22 protein-coding genes and 1 pseudogene are annotated in these 20,375 nt (G+C 63.5%); 16 read left to right on the top strand and 7 right to left on the bottom strand.

Annotation, left to right across the window (positions count from 1 at the left end; genetic code table 11):
• Positions 1-49 precede the first annotated feature (49 nt).
• The 6 genes from ACQKRQ_RS29065 (at position 50) to ACQKRQ_RS29040 (ending at position 6,805) form a co-directional block, all read left to right on the top strand.
• A complete protein-coding gene (locus ACQKRQ_RS29065) occupies positions 50-1,444 on the top strand; it encodes a UbiD family decarboxylase (RefSeq protein WP_427481072.1) in 1,395 nt (464 codons plus the stop codon).
• Positions 1,441-2,031, top strand: a complete 591-nt coding sequence (locus ACQKRQ_RS29060) for a UbiX family flavin prenyltransferase (protein WP_427481071.1) — start codon at positions 1,441-1,443, stop codon at positions 2,029-2,031. The genes ACQKRQ_RS29065 and ACQKRQ_RS29060 overlap by 4 nt, the downstream gene beginning before the upstream one ends.
• Before the next feature lie 40 nt (positions 2,032-2,071).
• Positions 2,072-3,160 (top strand): CobW family GTP-binding protein, encoded by a 1,089-nt coding sequence (locus tag ACQKRQ_RS29055; RefSeq protein ID WP_427481070.1) that lies wholly within the window; start codon positions 2,072-2,074, stop codon positions 3,158-3,160.
• 89 nt (positions 3,161-3,249) lie between these two features.
• Complete coding sequence (locus tag ACQKRQ_RS29050; protein WP_427481069.1) at positions 3,250-4,590, top strand: nucleobase:cation symporter-2 family protein; 1,341 nt, start codon at positions 3,250-3,252, stop codon at positions 4,588-4,590.
• 79 nt (positions 4,591-4,669) lie between these two features.
• Positions 4,670-6,049, top strand: a complete 1,380-nt coding sequence (locus ACQKRQ_RS29045) for an amidohydrolase family protein (RefSeq protein ID WP_408286364.1) — start codon at positions 4,670-4,672, stop codon at positions 6,047-6,049.
• Positions 6,050-6,073: 24 nt separating this feature from the next.
• Positions 6,074-6,805, top strand: coding sequence for a maleate cis-trans isomerase family protein (locus ACQKRQ_RS29040; RefSeq protein ID WP_427481068.1), 732 nt, complete (start codon positions 6,074-6,076; stop codon positions 6,803-6,805).
• A 264-nt stretch (positions 6,806-7,069) separates the two neighbouring features.
• Here the strand turns inward: ACQKRQ_RS29040 and ACQKRQ_RS29035 are convergent, their stop codons facing one another.
• On the bottom strand, positions 7,070-7,318 hold the full coding sequence (locus ACQKRQ_RS29035; protein WP_427481067.1) for a His/Gly/Thr/Pro-type tRNA ligase C-terminal domain-containing protein: 249 nt from the start codon (positions 7,316-7,318) through the stop codon (positions 7,070-7,072).
• On the bottom strand, positions 7,305-8,285 hold the full coding sequence (thrS, locus tag ACQKRQ_RS29030) for a threonine--tRNA ligase (RefSeq protein ID WP_427481066.1): 981 nt from the start codon (positions 8,283-8,285) through the stop codon (positions 7,305-7,307). Before thrS ends, ACQKRQ_RS29035 begins: the two co-directional genes overlap by 14 nt.
• 366 nt (positions 8,286-8,651) lie before the next feature.
• Between thrS and ACQKRQ_RS29025 the strand changes: the two genes are divergently transcribed.
• Together ACQKRQ_RS29025 and ACQKRQ_RS29020 are read left to right on the top strand one after the other, a co-directional pair.
• Positions 8,652-9,137, top strand: a complete 486-nt coding sequence (locus ACQKRQ_RS29025; protein ID WP_132379138.1) for a GNAT family N-acetyltransferase — start codon at positions 8,652-8,654, stop codon at positions 9,135-9,137.
• 7 nt (positions 9,138-9,144) lie between these two features.
• Positions 9,145-9,231 (top strand): annotated as a pseudogene (locus tag ACQKRQ_RS29020) (phosphotyrosine protein phosphatase); the annotation flags it as partial.
• 16 nt (positions 9,232-9,247) lie between these two features.
• Here the strand turns inward: ACQKRQ_RS29020 and ACQKRQ_RS29015 are convergent.
• Positions 9,248-9,835, bottom strand: a complete 588-nt coding sequence (locus ACQKRQ_RS29015; protein WP_132379140.1) for a flavin reductase family protein — start codon at positions 9,833-9,835, stop codon at positions 9,248-9,250.
• Between the two features lie 186 nt (positions 9,836-10,021).
• Between ACQKRQ_RS29015 and ACQKRQ_RS29010 the strand changes: the two genes are divergently transcribed.
• Positions 10,022-10,828, top strand: coding sequence for an aminoglycoside phosphotransferase family protein (locus ACQKRQ_RS29010; RefSeq protein WP_427481065.1), 807 nt, complete (start codon positions 10,022-10,024; stop codon positions 10,826-10,828).
• A 49-nt stretch (positions 10,829-10,877) separates the two neighbouring features.
• On the opposite strand, the gene ACQKRQ_RS29005 is transcribed toward ACQKRQ_RS29010, so the two are convergent.
• Entirely contained in the window at positions 10,878-11,210 is a 333-nt protein-coding gene (locus ACQKRQ_RS29005; protein ID WP_132379516.1) for a hypothetical protein, read from the bottom strand.
• A 227-nt stretch (positions 11,211-11,437) separates the two neighbouring features.
• Positions 11,438-12,961: a PLP-dependent aminotransferase family protein gene (locus tag ACQKRQ_RS29000; protein ID WP_427481064.1), complete on the bottom strand. Its 1,524-nt coding sequence runs from the start codon at positions 12,959-12,961 to the stop codon at positions 11,438-11,440.
• Positions 12,962-13,069: 108 nt separating this feature from the next.
• Between ACQKRQ_RS29000 and ACQKRQ_RS28995 the strand changes: the two genes are divergently transcribed.
• Entirely contained in the window at positions 13,070-13,810 is a 741-nt protein-coding gene (locus ACQKRQ_RS28995) for a GNAT family N-acetyltransferase (RefSeq protein WP_427481063.1), read from the top strand.
• Positions 13,811-13,885: 75 nt separating this feature from the next.
• On the opposite strand, the gene ACQKRQ_RS28990 is transcribed toward ACQKRQ_RS28995, so the two are convergent.
• The gene (locus ACQKRQ_RS28990) at positions 13,886-14,419 is read right to left on the bottom strand and encodes a GNAT family N-acetyltransferase (protein WP_408286360.1); all 534 of its coding nucleotides are present in this window, start codon (positions 14,417-14,419) and stop codon (positions 13,886-13,888) included.
• A 191-nt stretch (positions 14,420-14,610) separates the two neighbouring features.
• Here ACQKRQ_RS28990 and ACQKRQ_RS28985 point away from each other — a divergent pair, with 191 nt between their 5' ends.
• Positions 14,611-15,279, top strand: coding sequence for a VC0807 family protein (locus ACQKRQ_RS28985; RefSeq protein WP_427481062.1), 669 nt, complete (start codon positions 14,611-14,613; stop codon positions 15,277-15,279).
• A gap of 9 nt (positions 15,280-15,288) precedes the next feature.
• Here the strand turns inward: ACQKRQ_RS28985 and ACQKRQ_RS28980 are convergent, their stop codons facing one another.
• On the bottom strand, positions 15,289-16,155 hold the full coding sequence (locus tag ACQKRQ_RS28980) for a LysR family transcriptional regulator (RefSeq protein ID WP_132379148.1): 867 nt from the start codon (positions 16,153-16,155) through the stop codon (positions 15,289-15,291).
• Between the two features lie 136 nt (positions 16,156-16,291).
• Here ACQKRQ_RS28980 and ACQKRQ_RS28975 point away from each other — a divergent pair, with 136 nt between their 5' ends.
• The 5 genes from ACQKRQ_RS28975 (at position 16,292) to ACQKRQ_RS28955 (ending at position 20,317) form a co-directional block, all read left to right on the top strand.
• Entirely contained in the window at positions 16,292-17,236 is a 945-nt protein-coding gene (locus ACQKRQ_RS28975; RefSeq protein ID WP_132379150.1) for an AEC family transporter, read from the top strand.
• A 145-nt stretch (positions 17,237-17,381) separates the two neighbouring features.
• Entirely contained in the window at positions 17,382-18,212 is an 831-nt protein-coding gene (locus ACQKRQ_RS28970) for an AraC family transcriptional regulator (protein ID WP_427481061.1), read from the top strand.
• A 146-nt stretch (positions 18,213-18,358) separates the two neighbouring features.
• Positions 18,359-19,324, top strand: coding sequence for a quinone oxidoreductase family protein (locus ACQKRQ_RS28965; protein ID WP_427481060.1), 966 nt, complete (start codon positions 18,359-18,361; stop codon positions 19,322-19,324).
• Positions 19,325-19,379: 55 nt separating this feature from the next.
• Positions 19,380-19,556 carry a DUF1427 family protein gene (locus tag ACQKRQ_RS28960; RefSeq protein WP_132379154.1) on the top strand — a complete coding sequence of 59 codons (177 nt, stop codon included), beginning with the start codon at positions 19,380-19,382 and terminating at the stop codon, positions 19,554-19,556.
• Between the two features lie 182 nt (positions 19,557-19,738).
• A complete protein-coding gene (locus tag ACQKRQ_RS28955; RefSeq protein ID WP_132379156.1) occupies positions 19,739-20,317 on the top strand; it encodes a DUF4337 domain-containing protein in 579 nt (192 codons plus the stop codon).
• The last annotated feature ends 58 nt before the right edge of the window (positions 20,318-20,375 follow it).

Below are 20,375 nucleotides of genomic sequence, written 5' to 3'. Positions count from 1 at the left end.
AGCGCGGTCAGTGCCGCGCTTGCCTTGGTTGTCTCACACGGAGTTCACTATGGCGGATAACCTTTTCCGCGCCACGCAAGATTTTCATCGCTTTGCGCATGCGTATCGCGAGCACTATCCCGATGATGTATTGACGCTCTCGCAGCCGCTGTCCGCCGATCAGGACGTCACGGCGGTCGTCGCCGAACTCGCGACGCGCGGGCAGCATCCCATGCTGATCTGCGAAATGGTCGATGGGATCGCAACGCCTCTCGTCACCAATTTCTTTGCTTCACGTGCACGCATTGGGCGCCTGTTCGATGTCGATGCGTCCGGCTTGTTCGATGCCTATCAACAACGCGCCAATGCGCCTATCGCGCCGGTGTTCGTGGCAAACGGTCCCGTGCTGGATCAGGTAATCGAAGGCGATGCCGTCGATCTCGCGCAGTTGCCGATGATCCGCCACTTCGAAACCGACCGCGGCCCGTACATTACGAACGCGGTGATCGTCGCCGAAGATCCGGTCACGGGCGTGGCGAACCTCAGCTATCACCGCTCGATGCGGCACGCGAAGGACGCTTTGGCCACCAGCCTGCATTCGCGCGGCCACCTCTGGCGCATGTTGCAAGCCGCCCAGGCACGCGGCGACACATTGAAAGTCGCGATGGTGGTAGGCGCGCATCCGCTGTTCATGTTGGCCGCCGCCGCGCGCGTCCCGTTCGGCACCGACGAACGCGCGATTGCAGGCGGTCTGTTCGGCGCGCCGCTGGAGCTGGTGCGCACGCCGCGTTATGGCATCGGCGTGCCCGCTTCCGCCGAGTTCGTGCTGGAAGGCACGATCGATCCTTCAGCTCACGCCGAAGAAGGGCCGTTCGGCGAATTCACCGGTTATTCATCGGACCGCTCGACCAACAACGTGTTGCGCGTCGACACGATGATGCGCCGTAACGATGCATGGCTCGTCGATGTAGTCGGCGGTCCTTACGCAGAACATTTGACTTTAGCCCGCTTGCCGCGCGAAGCGGAGATGAGCGAGAAGCTGAAGGCGCGCTTCCCATCGGTCACCGCGCTGCACTACCCCAACTCCGGTACGCATTTTCACTGCTACGTCGCGTTGAATCAGACGCGCGACGGCGAAGCACGCCAGATCATGCTGGCGCTGCTCGGCTGGGATCCGTACCTCAAGAACGTCGTCGCTGTGGATAGCGACATCGACATCACCAACGACTCGCAGGTGCTGTGGGCCATCGCCACGCATTTTCAGCCGCATCAGGACATGTTTATCGTCGATGGCTTGCCGGGCAGTCCGCTCGACCCTTCGTCGTCCGCGGCAGGCACCACGTCGCGTATGGGTATCGACGCGACACGTGGCTCGCATTTCGACGGCATCCGCGCTCGCATAAGCGAACGCGCTGCACAACAGGCCCGCGACATTCTGGCCCGCGCCGCCGGAGCACAGCGATGAGCGCGCGGCGACTCGTAGTCGGCATCAGCGGCGCATCCGGCTTTACGTATGGCGTGCGTCTGCTGCAATTGCTGCGTCAACTCGATATCGAAACGCATCTGACCGTTTCGCGCAGCGCGCTGCTCACGATGACGCACGAGACCGACTACAAGTTCGCCGACGTCAGCGCGCTCGCCAGCGCCACCTACCGTTGCGACGACATGGCCGCAGCCATCTCCAGCGGCTCGTTTCGTTCGCTAGGCATGATCGTCGCACCCTGCTCCATGAAGACGCTCGCAGAAATTGCCAGCGGCATGTCGTCGAGTCTGATTTCACGCGCCGCCGATGTCACGTTGAAAGAGCGCCGCCCGCTAGTGCTGCTGGCGCGCGAAACGCCGTACACGCTGGCGCATCTGCGCAACATGATTGCAGTAACCGAAATGGGCGCGATCGTCGCGCCACCCGTGCCGGCGTTTTACGCGCGCCCCGCTTCACTCGACCAGATGATCGATCACACGCTAGGCCGCGTGCTCGATCTGTTCGGTCTCGAAGCGGGCACCGTCAAACGCTGGCGAGAAGTCGAAACACAAGAACCGAATATCGCCTGATAGCCGAACCGTAGTACGAACGAAGAAACGGAGACGAGCCATGAATCACATTCACACCACCCACAACGAAGTCGAGAAAATCCCCGTCACGGTGCTGACCGGCTTTCTCGGCGCCGGCAAAACGACGCTGCTCAACTACATCCTGCGCGAGAAGCACGGGCGCAAGATCGCGGTGATCGAAAACGAGTTCGGTGAAATCGGCATCGACGGCGGCCTCGTGCTCGAATCGACCGAAGAGATCTACGAAATGACGAACGGCTGCGTGTGCTGTGTCGGCGCGGTGCGCGAAGATCTGGTGCGAATCGTGCGCATGCTGGTGGAGCGGCCGGACCGGCTCAATCACATCATCGTCGAAACGAGCGGGCTCGCCGATCCGTATCCGGTTGCGCAGACTTTCTTTCTCGATGATCCAATCGCCAAACAAGTGAGCCTCGACGCCGTCGTCACGATGGTGGATGCGAAGCATATCGCCGCGCATCTGGACGATCTGGTGCTCGACGGCAGTGACAACCAGGCCGTCGATCAGATCGTGTGCGCGGACCGTATCGTGATCAACAAGGTCGATCTGGTGGGACCGGACGATATTGCTTCGCTCACGCAACGCATTCGCGGACTCAACGCCACGGCGGAAATCGTCGAGTCGAGCTATGCGCAGATCGATCTCGGCAAGATTCTCGGCGTGGGCGCGAACGAGTTCTCGCAGATTCTCGTCGAGACCGATGGCTTACATGAAGAAGAACACGTGCATGGCCACGAAGAGCATGAACATGAGCACGAACATGCCCATCACGACGACGATCACGCCCACCACCAGCACGATGAAAGCGTGTCCTCTCTCGGTATCGAAGTCGATGCGGATATCGACCTCGACGCGCTGCAAGCGTGGCTCGCCGAGTTGCGCGACTCGGATACCGCGAACCTGTTCCGTATGAAAGGCATTCTCGCCGTACAAGGCCAGTCCCATCGTTACGTGCTGCAAGGCGTGCACAACGTCATTGAACTTCGCGCGGCGCAAGCGTGGGGCAGTGAGCCGCGTTCGTGCCGCATCGTATTCATCGGACGCGATCTCGATCGCGCCGCGCTGACCGACCGCTTCCATGCCTGTCTTGCCGTGCCGGTTGCGGCCTGACGGGAGATCCGGTCGGCGCGCGAAGTGATGCCGCATGGCGAGATTCGTGCGGCGCGCTCCGATCGAAAACAATAGTCTGGAGACATGTCATGAACACCGCCATACACCCCGTCGATCGGATTCTGCCGAAGCGCCAGATGATCACGCTCGGTTTGCAGCACATGCTAGTGGCTTACATCGGCGCCATTGCGGTGCCGCTGATCGTCGCGTCGGCACTGAAGATGTCGCCGGCCGACACCACCGTGCTCATCAGCACGGCGCTGTTTTGCTCGGGCATCTCGACGATTCTGCAAACCGTCGGCGTCTGGAAGTTCGGTGTGCGCCTGCCGATTCTGCAAGGCGTCGCATTCAGCAGCGTCGGGCCGGTGATTGCGATCGGCACGAGTCCGGGCGTCGGCTTTGCCGGCGTGTGCGGCGCGGTGATTGGCGCGGGTCTGTTCACCATGTTCGCCGCGCCGCTCGTCGGGCGCTTACGAAGGTTCTTTCCACCTGTGGTGACGGGCTGCATCGTGACCGTGATCGGCTTGCAGTTGTTTCCCGTCGCGTATCAATGGGCCGGTGGCGGCGAGGTCGCGCAACAGCAGTTCGGTGCACTGCCTTTCCTGAGCGTCACGCTGTTCGTCGCGTTGGTGATTCTCGCGATCAACCGATTCGCCAATGCGTTCCTGCGCAATCTGTCGGTGCTGATCGGTTTGATTGCGGGCGGCATTCTGGCGTGTTCGCTCGGCATGGGCAACTTCACGAGCGTGGCACAAGCGCCGTGGTTCACCATGCCCCTGCCGTTCCACTTCGGCACGCCCGTGTTCTCGCTGGTGCCGGTGCTGACGATGATCGTGGTCATGGTGGTGCAGATGGTCGAATCGATGGGCCTGTTCGTCGCGATCGGCGACATCGTCGATAAAGAAGTGAGCGAGGAGGACGTGGTGCGCGGCATGCGTGCCAACGGTCTCGCGAGCGCGATTGCGGGCATGTTCGCGGCCTTTCCGTTCATCGCGTTCATGGAGAACGTCGGGCTCGTCATCCTGACTGGCGTGCGCAGTCGCTGGGTAGTGGCGATCAGCGGCGTGCTGATGTGCGTGGTGGCGCTGGTACCGAAGATCGGCGCGGTGGTTGCCTCGACGCCTTCCGCGGCACTCGGCGGGGCAGGTATCGCCATGTTCGGTGTAGTGGTCGCGGCTGGTGTGCAGACGTTGGCGAAAGTGGACTTCGAGCGCAATCGTTACAACGTGCTGATCGTCGGCTTTACGATCGCCACCGCGCTGATTCCCGTCATGGCTCCGCAGGTTTTCAAGCACATGCCTGACTGGACGCAACCGTTCCTGCATAGCGGCGTAGTGCTGGCATGCCTCGTTTCCGTTGTGTTGAACGCGGTGCTCAACGGCGCGCATGAAGAGGACGTGGTGCCGGCGCACAACATGGTCCGCGAATAAGCGGATGTTGCATGACGGGCGCGGCCGTCTTTGCAGAGGCGGCCGCTTCGAGTAACTGAAAGGATATCGAATCGTGAGCATGCAAACTGAAGCGTTGCTGATCAAAAACCCTGTCGCGGTGATGAGCGGAATGAGCGGCGAGCGCGCAAGGCTCGGTCAGGTCGATCTGCGGATTCGCCAGGGACGTATCGCAACCATCGCGCCGAATCTCGAACCTCGTGCCGATGAACGCGTGATCGACGCGCGTTCCTGTGTGGTCTATCCGGGTTGGGTGAATACGCACCATCATCTGTTTCAGAACCTCTTGAAGGCCGTGCCGTCCGGTATCAATGCGGATTTGCAGGAATGGCTGGCCGCCGTGCCGTATCCGCGTCTCGCGCGCTTTACGCCGGATCTGGCGCGCGTTGCCGCTCGCCTGGGTCTTGCCGAGCTGCTCCTCTCCGGCGTGACGACCTGCGCCGATCATCACTATCTCTATCACGCGGACGGCAGCACCGAAACCGGCGATCTGCTATTCGACGAAGCGGCTTCGTTCGGCATGCGCTTCGTGTTGTGCCGTGGCGGCGCATTGCAGGCGGCGGGCGATCATCCAGGCTTTTCCAAAGTCGCGCTCAAGCCCGAGACGCTCGATCAGATGCTCGCCGACATCGAACGTTTGAAGTCGCGCTATCACGATGCCGGCGATGCTTCGATGCGTCGCGTTGTCGTCGCGCCGACCACACCGACGTTCTCCTTGCCGCCCGAGCTACTGCCTGAAGTCGCACGCGCGGCTCGACGGATGGGCTTGCGCTTGCATACGCATCTGTCCGAGACGACCCGTTATGTCGATTTTTGCAAGGAGCGCTTCAACAAACTGCCGGTCGAATTCGTCGCCGATCACGAATGGCTCGGACCGGATGTGTGGTTCGCGCACCTCGTGCATCTGCAAGCGAGCGAGATCGCGATGCTCGCGGAAACCGGCAGTGGTTGCTCGCATTGCCCTGTCAGTAACGCGCGGTTAGGCAGCGGCATCGCACCTGCGCCGCAGATGGCGGCCGCGGGCGTGCCGATGTCGCTGGCCGTGGATGGCGTGGCGTCGAACGAATCGGGCAGCATGACCAACGAAGCGCATTTCGCGTGGCTCGTGCATCGCGCGGCGCAGGGCGCGTCGGCGACCACTGTGGAGGAGACGATCCATTGGGGCAGTGCAGGCGGCGCGGGCGTGCTCGGTCTTGACGCGGTCGGCACACTCGAAGTCGGCATGGCGGCGGACTTCGTGCTCTACGACATCAGCGATCTGCGCTTCAACGGCTTTCACGATGTCGCGGTGGCGCCGGTGACGGCGGGCGAGCCGGCGCGCGTTCGCTACAACGTGGTAAATGGCCGCGTGGTGGTGGATAACGGCGTGATTCCGGGTCTCGATCTCGACGCGCTTCGCTATGAAGCCGCCGAGGGCGTGAAGTTGCTGCTGGCCGACTAAGGTAAGAGTAAAGGACGCGCTGCGATGCAAAGCAAACGAATCCGGCTCGGTATTCTGACGCCGTCGTCGAATACGGCGCTCGAGCCGATTACCGCGGCGATGCTGAGCGAACTGCCGCACGTCAGCTCGCACTTTGCTCGCTTCTCGGTGACGGAGATCGCGTTGTCCGAGCGGGCGCTCGGCCAGTTCGACGCGAGCCGGATTCTGACGGCCGCGCGTCAACTGGCCGATGCGCGGGTGGACGTGATCGGCTGGAGCGGCACGTCGGCGGGTTGGCTGGGGTTCGAGCGCGATCAGGCGTTGTGCCGGCAGATTACGGAGGCGACGGGCATTGCTGCGACGACTTCTGTGCTGGCGCTCAACGAGATCTTCGAGAAGACCGGCGTGCGACGATTCGGTCTGGTGTCGCCTTATACCGATGATGTTCAGCAGCGAATCGTCCGTAACTACGAGAAGCTTGGCATTGAATGCGTGGCGGAGCGGCATTTGGGGCTGCAGGATAATTTCAGCTTTGCTGAAGTGCCCGACACCCAACTCGCGATCATGATGCGCGAGGCCGCGTTCGCGAGACCGGATGCGGTGACGACGTTCTGCACGAATCTGCATGCAGCGCATTTGGTGCGCGCGTCTGAGATGGCTACGGATATTCCTGCGTATGACACGGTGGCGACGGTGGTTTGGAAGGCGTTGAGGATGGCGGGGGTAGACACGGAGCCGCTGGCGCGGTGGGGGCGGTTATTTGCGGAGGTGCGGTGATCACTATGTTCGAATGGTGACGTATCGTGCCCAAGCGCTCCGTTGCGTTAAAGCGCCCGGAGGCGCAGCTCGATACACCGTCGGAAGCTATGCGAAAGGCCGATTCATCGGCCGTGAGGTTCGCGTCGGGCGACGTGCGCACATTCAGTACATAGCGGAAGATTCTCGACAGCTCTTCCTCGCCGCTGATGCTACTCAGAAGCAACAGGGGCTCGCCGTCCGGTCCCGCCGGCAGAGCTGGATACGCGAGCCGCACTCACCACGTCAGAGCCTCGACACCATCGCAGGCGTCGGCGCCATCAACATCAACCGTTCCACACCTTCCACAAATGAAACCGTCGCGTGCCGCCCATCCCGCATGCGAATACTGATCGTCCGATCCCGCTCGTCGCGCGAGCCCACCACGACCAGAAGCGGCACCTGCTTCTCGCGCGCATCGAAGATCTTCTTCTCCAGCCGCTCGGGCCGGCTATCGAGCACCGCCCTGACACCCGCGTCGTCAAGCGCCTGCATAACCTCCTGCGCGTAGCCGATATTTTGCGTCGCTGACCGTCGCCACGACGACCTGTTCAGGAGCCAGCCACACCGGCAACCATCCCTCATGATGCTCAAGCAGCATCGCGATAAACCGCTCCATACTGCCGAGCACCGCGTGATGAATCATCACGGGCCGCTCACGCTCATTACGCTCGTTGACGAACTCCGCGTCGAGCCGCTCAGGTAGCACGAAGTCGAGCTGAATCGTGCCGCATTGCCAACTCCGCGCGCGGCTGTCCGTCAGATGAAACTCGAGTTTCGGCCCGTAAAAAGCGCCCTCTCCTTCGAGCACATCGAACTCAAGACCAGCGGCACGCGCAGCCTTCGCCAACGCATCTTCCGCGCGATCCCACGTTTGATCGCTGCCCGCGCGCATGGCCGGCCGCGTCGCTAGCGCGACCTTGAACCCGGAAAAACCAAGGTCCGCATAGACCGTACGCAACAGCGCACAGAAGCGGCCGACTTCCGCTTCGATATGCGCAGGCATACAGAACACATGCGCGTCGTCCTGCACGAAAGCACGCGTGCGCTTCAGTCCTTCGAGCGAACCCGACGGCTCGTCGCGATGACAAGCGCCGAACTCGCTATAACGGACCGGCAACTCTCGATACGACCGCACGCGCTGGTTGAACACCTGCACATGACACGGGCAACTCATCGGCTTCAGACAGAGCGCGCGACCTTCCTCCGCATCGGCCAACGAGTACATGGCCGCGCCGAACTTCTCCCAATGCCCGCTCTTTTCCCACAGCGAACGCGCCAGCAATTGCGGCGTGCGAATCTCGCGAAATCCTGCGCGACGCATGCGCGCACGCACATAATCTTCGAGTACGCGATACAGTTCCCAGCCCCGCGGGTGCCAGAAAACCATGCCCGCGCCTTCTTCCTGTTGATGAAAGAGGTCGAGTTTATTGCCTAATACACGATGGTCGAGGTCGTTCACAGTCTTGCTCCATTTGATCGGTTGCCGCGAATGGATGCCGCAAACGGAGGTCCAGAAACGCCAAAGGCCCCGTCCGTTTCCGGCGGGGCCTTTGGTGGTTTGCCACAGCTTCGTGCTTCTAGCGCGCGCAACCTCCAGACGACCCGCCTGTGAAGGTGGTCGTCGTGGTGGTGACGGCAGCGAAGGGAATCGAGTGGAAGTCCATGGATCGACAGTAAACGATTTTGTGACGAGGCGTCAATCGCATTCTCGTCGCGCTCTGGTCAGAACAGCACGTTAAACGCTACGATGTATGTCTGATCCGAAGCTGACGCGTCCGCGCGAAACTTCGCTCTGCAACTCAACCGATCAATCGAGCATCCAACCTTGACTATCCATATCCGTCCCGCTCACGCCGCCGACTCGGCGCTGATTCTTCGCTTCATCACCGAACTCGCAGTGTACGAAAAGGCGGCGCACGAAGTCGTCGCGACAGTCGGCGACATCGAAGCAAGCCTGTTTTCCGCCGGCTCCAGCGCGAAGGCGCTGATCTGCGAGATGAACGGCGAGCCCATCGGCTTTTGCGTCTACTTTTTTTCGTATTCCACCTGGCTCGGCAAACAGGGGCTTTATCTGGAAGACCTGTACGTGTCGCCGTCATCGCGCGGCAGCGGCGCAGGCAAACAGATGCTGCGCCACCTCGCGCGCATTGCCTGCGATACCGGTTGCGGCCGCTTCGAATGGAGTGTGCTCGACTGGAACGAGCCGGCCATCGGCTTCTATGAATCGATCGGCGCGAGCGCGCAAAGCGAATGGGTGCGGTATCGGTTGGCGGGAGATGCGCTGAAGAAGTTTGCCGAGGGCGACGTATGAGTGGCGCGACATTCCCGACGACTACGCATTCATGCAGCCGGAAATCGTCGCGCTATTGGAATTGAAGGCGGGCAAATTCCTTCGATGCAAATAGCCGCGCGCGCCGAGCCTCACTCACTCGCCGCGCCATTCGCCACGGCGTCCACCTCGAACGCATCGCCCGTGGCAAAGAACGTCCCGCCAGCCACGTAGTGGCAGGTGCGCAGATCGGGATCGTCGCCGAAGTGCCAGCGGTTGTTCGAGTACACGCGGCTATCCGCATACGCCGCGACCACTTCGCCGATGATCAGATCGTGACGCTGGCTATCGTCTGGAATGACTTTGCACTCCATCCACGTGATGCAACCCGCGAGCATGGGCACGTCGATCTGTTGCGCGGGGAACGTCTCCAGGTCGAAGGCGGCAAACTTGTCGAGTTCGGTGCCCGCGTTCGAGCCCACCGCCAGCGTTTGCGCAGCGAATCCCCGGCTCGGCAGTTGCAGTCCGAACACGCCGCTCGCCTCGATCAGTTGTCGCGTGAGCGTGCGGCTATCCACCACCACGACCACCTTCGGCGGATTGAAGTCGAGCGGCATCGCCCACGACGCCGCCATCACGTTCGAGCGGCCACCGTGCGCGCTGGTGATGATCGTAACCGGTCCATGATTCAGTAGCTGCGTGGCCCGCGGCAAGGCTACGGGTTCTCGGGTGACTTTCATACGTAGGTTCCGCGTCAGATGAATGAGAGTGATTGTAGCGGCGGGGCTCGATGCGCGCTGCGCGCGCCACTGCGTGTCGATTTAAGCGAGAATGAAAAACCGTCGAACTCATTGGAGAGACCGTGCGCATCGCCTGCCTGCATCCCCCTGACAGCAACATCGCCCTGCTCGCGAACTGAAGCTCAAATGTTCACCGAGTACATCGTCAAATGGGATCTGCAGCAGGATGGCGAGCCGATTCGCACGCACAGCAGCCGGCTCCTGCCCGTGCGCCGATACGGCATTCCCGCGATGCTAAAAGTCGCGCAGGAACCCGAAGAGAAATTCGGCGCGCGGCTGATGGTGTGGTGGGACGGCGAAGGCGCGGCCCGCGTACTCGCCCACGATGCCGACACTCTCCTGCTGGAGCGTGCGCAAAGCAGCCACACGCTAGCGGACCTGGCGCGCACCGGCAACAGCGACGCCGATGACCGCGCCATCGACATTCTCTGCGCCACCGCCGCGCGGCTCCACGCGCCGCGAAACAAACCGCTTCCCGAATTGATCGATTTGCCACGCTGGTTCGCGAGCCTCTGGCCGGCCGCGCGAAAATACGGTGGCTGGTTGCAGAACAGCGCCACGGTCGCGCAAGCCTTGCTCGCCGCGCCGCAGGAACTGGTGGTATTGCACGGTGACATCCACCACGGCAACGTGCTGGATTTCGGCCCGCGCGGCTGGCTGGCCATCGACCCGAAAGGCCTCTGCGGCGAACGCGGATTCGACTACGCGAACATTTTCTGCAATCCGGACGCTGAGTCGGCGTTGCGACTGGGATGGTTCGAGCGTCGCGTCGAAAGAGTGGCGCAACATGCCGGGCTCGATCGGCGCCGTTTGCTGCAATGGATACTGGCGTGGTCCGGTTTGTCCGCGGCGTGGATTCTCGAGACGGGCGAGACGCCCGACATTGATACGGAGATCGGCAAGCTGGCTGCCGAAGCGCTCGAGCGCGGGTAAGGTCAGACAGATCAGGGCGGCAACTCGCGAGCCGCCGCCCGGGCGTACATCAGTGCGGCGCTTTGCCGTTGGGCACGGCGTCCAGTGGCTTGTGCTGTTCCTCGCCGAGTCCCGGGAAGAACGCGTTCCACGCGGCGCGCACGCCTTGGGCCGCGGTGGCCTCGGCGGCGATCGATTCGGTCTCGCCTTCGCCGGCTTTCGATGGATCGGCGGACAAGCCACGCCAGTGTGTAAATACCAGCAACGGTTTCTCGGTCCATACGCCGTCGCCAAACTTCGCAAAAGCCGTGTCCCCGCTCGTCAACTGCACCTCGTACCAGCCTTCACGGACGGGCGTGTGGGCCTCAAGCTCAAACCACGGGGTCGGTTCGATTTCCTTCATGTCGTCTCCGGTCGATAGATCGTCATAGATAACCACAACAAAGGCATTCTTCATGCCCGAGCCAACAGCGACCCGGCGAGCGCTTGCGGCACCGCATATCACGCGATGTTGCAGTGCGGCGAGTGCGACATGAGCTGCGGGCGATCCGTCGATGACGCACACTCCGAAATCGCCGCGCATAAGCGACACGATAGCGCGACATGGGCCACGCGGACAAACGCAAAAAGTTACACGCGCATCTTCGTGGCCGATTGCCTGGCCGGCTGACGCTTCGGCTTGCCGTCCAACTCGGCCACCAGCCCGGCCAGCACGCGGATTGCCGGCGCCAGCCGCTCAGCCGGCGTACTGCCGTAGCCGATCACGAGCCCATTCGTCTCCGCGCACGGCTGTAACGCGAAACCGGACAGCGCGCGCGGATTGAGCCCGTGAGCGAGCGCGCGTTCGGCGAGGGTCTGATCGTCGATGCGCGGCGGCAAGCGCAGCGTCAGATGCATGCCGCAATTGCCGCCGAGAATCTGCGACGGTGCGAAATGCGCGCTCAGCGCATCGCGCAATGCCTGCTGGCGCTCGCGATACAGACGCCGCATGCGCCCGAGATGCCGCCCGAACTCGCCGCTCTCGATGAACTGCGCCAGCGCCAGTTGCTCCAGCCGATGCCCGCCGCGCAGCATCTCCTGCACAGCGACAGCGGTGTGCGCGGCGATCGGACGCGGCAGCACCACGAAGCCGATGCGCAGCGCGGGAAACATCGTTTTGCTGAACGAGCCGACGTACAACACCGGCGGATCCTCGACGAGCCCTTGCATGCTGGCGATCGGCTCGCCGGTGTGGCGGAACTCGCCGTCGTAATCGTCCTCGATCAGCCACGCGCCGCTGCGCCTCGCCTGCGCGATCAGCTCGAGACGGCGCGCCACCGACAGCACCGAGCCCGTCGGATACTGATGCGCGGGCGACGTGTAGATCAGCGTGGGTGGCTGCGTGCGCCACGCGTCGGATGGCACCGCCATGCCTTCGGCGTCGACGGGGATCGGCAGCGTGGTCAGGTCGCCCAGATTGAACGCGGCTTTCGCGCCGCGATAGCCGGGGTCCTCGACCCATGCGACGTCGCCGGGATTGGTGAAGAGGCGCACGCACAGGTTCAGCGCCTCCTGCGCGCCCTCGGTGATCACCACTTGCGAGCCTTCGCAGCGCACGCCGCGCGCCATTCGCAAGTGCGCGGCGATGGCGTCGCGCAACGCCGGCTCGCCGGCCGGCGTGCCGTAGCCGAGCGCGAGGGGCAGCGCACGCTCCATCGAGCGTTCAAGTGCGCGCCTCCACGCCGTCACCGGGAAACGGTCCAAGGCGGGCGTGCCGGGCGTCAGAGGCAAAGTGTTGTCGGCGTGGGTGCGGGTGGCCGCGAACTGCCCGACGCGCGCCGCGTAGGCCACCTCCGGCGCGGCAGGGTGCGAGCGCGGCTCGCCGCGGGCGGATGGGCTGGAGAGTGGGCTCACGCGCGTGCCCTTCTTGTCGGCGACCACATAACCGACCGCGGCCAGATGCTCGTACGCGATCACCACCGTGTTGCGCGACACGCCCATTTCCGCAGCCAGCAGGCGCGACGACGGCAGCAGCGATCCCGCCGGCAAACGCCCAGCGAGAATCGCCTGCTGCAAGCGCTCGATTAGTTGTTTTTGCAGCGGCTCAGGCTTTGCGCCGCTGCCGGCGGCCGTGGATGCAGCCGGGCTGGCAAGCGGGCCAATGATCTCGATCATCGCGGCTGGACCTATCAAATAACGTTGACGTGGATCTTTTGAACATACCACGTTTGCCGTATCGTTCTCCATCATCGACGATCATTCGTAACCGCCAGGAGAACAGACATGGAACCCAGACGTAACGCGTTCGACCAACCGATCGGCACCCCCGTGCCGGGCTGGAACGGCGCTCAGGCGCCTGGCCGCGAGCCGTTGGCGGGCCGTTATTGCCGGATCGAACCCGTGCACGTGGAGCGTCATGCCGAGGATCTATACGACGCGTACAGCTCGGCCGCCGATGGCCGCGACTGGACCTACCTGGCAGTCGGTCCGTTCGAAAGTCTCGCCGCCTATCGCGAGCATCTGACGCGCGCCGCCGCGTCTGCCGATCCGCTGCACTACGCGGTGATCGATCTGACGACCGGCAAGGCGGTCGGCACGCTGGCGCTGATGCGGATCGACCGCGCGAACGGTGTGATCGAGGTCGGCCACGTCACGTATTCGCCGCGTCTGAAGCGCACGCGCATCGCCACTGAAGCGATGTTTCTGCTGATGACGCAGGTGTTCGACAAGCTCGGCTATCGGCGCTTCGAATGGAAGTGCGATTCGTTGAACGGACCGTCGCGCACGGCGGCGCTGCGCTACGGCTTCACGTTCGAGGGGATCTTCCGTCAGGCGATCGTGTATCGCGAACGCAATCGCGACACCGCGTGGTTTTCGATCATCGATAGCGAATGGCCTGCGCTCCGTCCGAGCTATGCGCGTTGGCTCGATGCCGGCAACTTCGATGCGCAAGGGCAACAGGTCGAACGGCTGGTGGATCTGATCGCACAGCAGCGGGCAGTGGCGAGCGGCGACGCGCGGTGAGGTGATTGTCGATCCGGACGGCGCGCACGGCTCGCTCGATGTAACGGGCACCAACGGCGCGCGCCGCGCGTTGGCTCAAACCGCGTGCGCCTGCCGACGCAGCACGATGGTCGGCTTGCCTTTATACGTGGTGCGAAGTTGCTCACGATAGCCGCACTTATGAGCGACGCGCAGCGACGGCAGATTCTCCGGCGCGACGATGCAGGCCGTTTCCCCATCCGGCCACTGCCGGTCGGCCCACTCCAGCGCGGCACGCACGGCCTCGGTTGCGTAGCCACGGCCATGCATGGCCGGATCCAGCGCCCAGCCGACTTCGGGCGCCAACAAGGACGGCTCGATCTCGCGATGGTAGTCGGCAAAGCCGACTTCACCGAGAAACCGGCCGCTCTCCTTTTCCCGCACGACCCAATAGCCATAGCCCAGCATCGCCCAATGACCGGCGTAACGCAGCAGACGCGCCCAGACTTCTTCGCGCGTGAAGGGCTTGCCGCCGATATAGCGGATCACCTCGGGATCGGACCACATCGCATAGCTCTCGAGGAAATCGTCGCGCGTGTGGGGACGCAGGGTGAGGCGGGAGGTGGTGAGGAGCGGGGGAGCAATCGACATTGCGTAAGAGCGGATAGTGGATGAAATGGCTCGGCGATCAGTGCGCTCGATCATCGCAGATTTTCTGCGCGCCATGTGCGTTGCCAAAATCCTGGCCGCCCGCGCCGCAAGCTATGGCATGCGAAGAGACTTCGCCCTACACTCGCCGGATACGTCCGCGCATCGTTGCCACGCTCACCACCGCTCCGTCGATGAAACTTCGCCTGCGCTACCTCACCGCGCTGATCGTGAACGTCGCCTTGCCCTGGCTCGCCTACCGGCTCGCGTTCCCGCACTGGGGCCAGCTCGGCGCGCTGGCCGCGTCGGCGCTGCCGCTGATTGCGTGGATGAGCTGGGACCTGCTGCGCTATCGCCATTTCGACGCGCTCAGTGCGCTCGTGCTGGTCGGCATCGTGCTCTCGCTGCTGGCACTCAGCGTCGGCTTCGGCGGCAACACGCGACTGCGCGAGATCGAAGACCCGATGGTCTCCGGCATGATCGGCGTATCGTTCCTGGTGTCGCTCGCGCTGCCAAAACCGCTAGTGTTTTATCTCGCGCGCTCGACCATGTCGCGCGAGGATCATCGCAGCGTCGAGAGCTTCGAAAAGCATTGGCGCGAGCGTCCCTCGCTCGTCGCGTATATCCGCTTGATGACGCTCGTGTGGGGCATCGGCATGACGGGCGAGAACATCTTGCGCAGTCTGATCGTCTGGCAATGGCCCGACGATCCGCGCTCGGCCATCGCGTCCACCGTGCTGAGGTACGGCGTCTATGCCGGCCTGACGGCCTGGACCTTCTGGTGCCGCCGGCTCATCAAGCGAGATGCGCTGCGCTATCCGGACGACTCCGTGGAGCAGACAAACCACCTCGCCAGTTCATAGGCGCTGCCCTCACGCCAACTCGAGAAAGCGCGCCAGACACGGATTGCGATTCGCCGGCGACCACGCCAGCACCTGTTCGATCAGCGGTGCATCGACCAGCGGCCGGAACACCACGCCCGCGAGTTGCGCTTTGCGCATGGAAGCCGGCACCAGCGCCACGCCCACCCCTTCGTCGACGAGACTCAACACCGTCTGCTGCAACTGCACTTCGAACCGTATGTCGGGTTCGAAGCCGCCGGAGCGGCAATGCTCGAGGATCGTCGCGCGCAAAGTGGGCGCCACGTCCTCGGATGCAAGCACGAACGGTTCGCCGGCCAGTTGCGCGATCTTCAGACGCCGCGCGCGGGCCCGCGGATGGCTGCGCGACAGCGCAACGCACAAGGGCTCGCTGAGAATCGTGCGCGTGGCGAGCCCCTTGTCCGGCACGGTCGGGAACATGATGGCCGCGTCGATCTGGCCGACCAGCACCTGCGCGGCGAGATCGTTGGAGACGACCTCACGCAGGTTCAATGCGACTTCGGGATAGGCCGCGCCGAAAGCCCGCGCATAGCCGGGCACGACGTTGTACGCCGCGCACATCGTGAAGCCGATGGCGAGCTTGCCGGCGTCGCCATGCGCGGCGGCTTGCGCGTTGCTGACCGCTTGCTCCACGGAGGCGAGAATCGCTTTCGCATCGGCATAGAAGCGCTCGCCCGCGGCGGTCAAGGTCACGCTGCGCGGGCTACGCTCGACCAGCGTCACGCCTACGCTCGCCTCCAGCGCCGCCAGTTGCCGGCTCAACGGCGGCTGCGACAGATTCAGACGCGCCGCCGCCCGGCCGAAATGGCGCGTCTCGGCAAGCGTCACGAAGTAGCGCAGCGGCTTGATATCGATCACGACGGCCTCATGGGAAATGACTCGTAGGAAAGGACAATGCAAAAAAGGTATTGTCGAGCAGAAAAAACAGTATTGGATTGTATCGCCGCTAGCCGCTACGCTGGCGGATCGCCATTTTCCCCACATTTTTGCGCCGATGTTAGCCACCCTCGAAATCCTGCTCCCCGTCTTCGGTCTGATTTTCGCGGGTTTCGCCTGCCGCCGGCGCAATGTGCTCGGGCCGAACTCGGCATCGGAACTGAACCGTTTCGTGGTCTGGCTGGCGCTGCCGGCGTTGCTGTTCGACATCATGGCGCACGCCACCTGGCAGCAGCTCTATCAGCCGGCGTTCGTCGCCACATTTTCGATTGCGTGTGTCAGCGTGTTCGTCCTGATTCTGGCGATGCGCTTGATGAGCGGCCGGCATCTCGCCGATGCGAGCGTCGATGCGATTGCGGCCTCGTATCCGAACACCGGCTATATCGGTTTCCCGCTGGGCATGATCGCGTTCGGCTCGGCCAGTCTGACGCCGACCACGATCGCCACGATCCTCGTTGCCTGCGTGCTGTTCGCGGTTGCGATCGTACTGATCGAAGTGGGTCTGCAGACCGAGCGCACGCCGCATAAGCTGGGTTTGAAAGTGCTGCGCTCGCTGGCGCGCAATCCGCTGATCGTGTCGCCGATCGTGGGCGTGCTGTTCGCCAGCCTCCATGTCGCGTTGCCGCCCAGCGCGGAAACCTTTCTTAAACTGCTGGGCGGCGCGGCGAGTCCGTGCGCGCTGGTGAGCCTCGGCTTGTTCCTCGCGGAGAAGCGCCCATCCGAGGCCGGGGCGCGAGGCATTTCCTGGCTGCTGACCGGCGTCAAGCTGCTCGTACAGCCCGCGCTGACATGGTGGCTTGCGGCGCGCGTGTTCGGGCTCTCGTCCACGCTGGTCGAAATGGCGGTCATCCTCGCCGCGTTGCCCACCGGCACCGGCCCCTTCATGCTCGCCGAGTTCTACGAACGTGAAGCCCACATCACCTCGCGGACGATCCTGCTGTCGACCGTGGGCTCGATCGTGACCCTCTCGTTGCTGCTGCTGTTGATGGGCCATCGCACGTAAGCGCACCTAAGCGCCTCCAAGCGCATCTGAGCGCGCCGACCGGCGCGCAACATGCACGGGCCCGCGCCTCGCGCTATGCTTCGCAAACGGATCGACACGGTCCGCGATCTTCATCCGCCATGCGCGAAGCCTGAACCGAGCCGCCGTGCCCAAAGCCCGCCCCCCCGAACTCCACGACGACGCCGACGCCCGTTCGCTCGCCCGGCACTATCCGCGCGGGCTGCGTATCGACCCGCACTCGCACACGTGGGCGCAGGTGCTGTATGCGGTATCGGGCGTGATGTGGGTCGAGGTCGGCCGCGAAGCGCTGGTGGTGCCGCCGCAACGCGCGGTCTGGCTGCCGGCCGGCACGCTGCACTCCATCCACATGATGAGCGAGGTGGAGATGCGCAATCTCTATCTCCACGCGCGCAATGTCGGTCATCTGAGCCGGCGCAGCGACGTGTTCGAGGTGAACGGCCTGCTGCGCGAACTGATCACCTCGATCGCGGAGCATGAAAGCAGCGACTCGCGCGATCAGCCCTATCTCGACGCCGCGTACCGTCTCGCCATGCTGGAACTGGGACACGCGCCGCGCTCGTCGCTGCGCATCGCGCTGCCCGATGCCTCGGACCGGCGGCTCGAGGCGTTATGCCGCGCGGTGATCGACAATCCGTCGATCGCAATCAGCTTCGAGCAGCATGCGGCGTCGGTCGGAGCGAGCGTGCGGACGCTGGCGCGCCTCTTCACACGCGAACTGGGCGTCGGCTTTGCCGAATGGCGCCGCCAGGTGCAACTGGCGGTCGCCGTCTCCTGGCTCGCCGAAGGACGCCCGGTGAGCAGCGTCGCGCGCTCGCTCGGTTTTCAGCCGAGCAGCTTCAGCGATATGTTCCGGCGCGAACTGGGCGCGCCGCCGACCGGCTTCGATCCGAGCGGCACGTTGAGCGAGCCGGCGTCCACGGTCGCGCCCGAACCCGCGAAGAGCCAGCAAAGTTGATCCGCTTCGCAGCGCCACGGGCGTGGGTCGCCAACTGCTTGTCCGAATTTCGAAAGTCTTTGTCTCAACACCTGAGTGCCGGTCACCTAGACTAACGTTCAATCTACTGCGCAACGCAGCCCGGAATCCAATTGGAGCGACATACGATGAAAGCCATCCAGTTCAAATCCTTCGGCAGCCCCGAGGTGCTCGACCACATCGAACTGCCGACGCCGCAAGCCGACGCCGACAACGTCGTCGTGCAAGTCAAGGCGGCCTCGGTGAATCCGAGCGACGTCAAGAACGTCTCCGGGCATTTCGGACATACGGTGCTGCCGCGCACGCCGGGGCGTGACTTTAGCGGCGTGGTGGTGGACGGCCCGCAAGCCTGGCTCGGCGCCGATGTGTGGGGTACCGGCGGCGACATCGGCTTCACGCGCGACGGCACGCATGCCGAGTTCATCAAGGTGCCGCTCGCGGCACTGTCGCGCAAACCCAAAACGCTGAGCCATGCCGAAGCCTCCGCGATCGGCGTGAACTTCGTGGTCGCCTGGCTCGGCACGGTCGAGTACGCGCAGTTGCAAGCGGGTGAGACCATCGCCGTGATCGGCGCCGGTGGCGGCGTGGGCGGTGCGGTGGTGCAGATCGCCAAGGCGCGCGGCGCCCGTGTGATCGCCGTGGACCGTCATCCGCTCGACGCGGATACGCCGGCGGGCCGCCTGATCGACGAGTACGTGCCGTTCGATGAAAACACCACGGACCGTTTGAGGGCGCTGACCGACGGCGCGGGTGCGGACGTGGTATACGACACGGTCGGCGGCGTGGCGTTCGAGATGGCATTGAGCCTCGTCAAACGCCGTGGCCGCGTGCTCGAAATCAGCGGCACGGGCAAGCGCCGCGTCGAATTCGATCTGATCGACTTCTATCACAACGAGACGCAGTTGCTCGGTGTGGATAGCGCGAAGCTAGGCGTCGCGGAATCGGCGCCGTTGATGACGGCGCTAGTCGAGGGCTTCGAAACCGGCAAGCTGACCGGACCGGCCATCGCGCAGACATTCCCGCTCGAACGCGCTCGCGAAGCCTACGAGGCCGTGGCCGCCGGCACACGCGGCCGGGTCGTCATCACGATGTAATCGCCATTGCGACCGGCGGGCGTGGCAGCCCGCCTCTCATCTGGATACAACAGTCATGAAAGCGTATTTGATCTCGCTGGCCGCCGGTGTCGTGGTCGGCCTCCTCTACAGCGTGATGGAAGTGAAGTCGCCCGCGCCGCCGACCATCGCGCTGGTCGGGCTGCTCGGCATGCTTGGCGGCGAACATATGATTCCGTTGGTGCGGACCTGGCTGGCGTCAGGCATTCATTGACTCGCATCTTGCCGCTGCACTTCGCTCGCGTTGAGTTCCGCGTAGCCGTCGAATAAACGCCGACGCGGCCGCATCTCCACGAGGCACCTTTTCCGTCACCCTGCGTCACACGCTAAGATTGAGCCCGACGGGCTCGTGCGCCGCCCGCATACGACAAGAAAAGCTTTGCCTCGGAGAATCAGATGCCTGAAGAATATGAAGTGCATGGTCCGCACGACCATGCCGTGGAACACGCCGGTCATCACGACGCGGATCCGTTTGCGAGCCGCATGGCCGTGATCACGGCGATCCTCGCGACGATCGGCGCGCTGTGCGCGTACCAGAGCGGCAATAGCGAAAATCTTGCGCTGTACTACAAGAACGAAGCCGCCATCAAAAAGACCGAAGCGTCGAACCAGTGGAACTACTACCAGGCGAAGGGCGAGAAGCAAAATCTCGCCGAACTCGGCGCGGCGCTGTCCACCGGCAACACGGACGCGCATGCGAAATTCCTCGCCGACGTCGACAAATACAAGCAGCAGAAAGAGCCGATCCGCGCGAAGGCCGAAGCGATCGAAAAGGAAGTCGTCGATAACGACGCCCGCAGCGAAGCGTTGCTGCACGGCCATCATCGTTGGGCGCAGGCCACCACGCTGATTCAGGTGGCGATCGCCCTGTGCGCGATCACGTTGCTGACACGCAAGAAGTGGTTGCGCAATCTCTCGTTCGTGGTGGCGGGAGCGGGCGTGATCACCGGCGCGTTGGCGTTTTTCTCGGCTTGATGAGTGAAGCGCCGCGCGGCGCGAAAGAAGGAGTGCAGTGTGATTGATGGGTCCGCGG

Source organism: Paraburkholderia sp. NPDC080076, from assembly GCF_050281145.1.
Lineage (GTDB): Bacteria > Pseudomonadota > Gammaproteobacteria > Burkholderiales > Burkholderiaceae > Paraburkholderia.
Note: the sequence above shows the minus strand (reverse complement) of the source record. Positions and strands in the feature narration are given on the sequence as shown.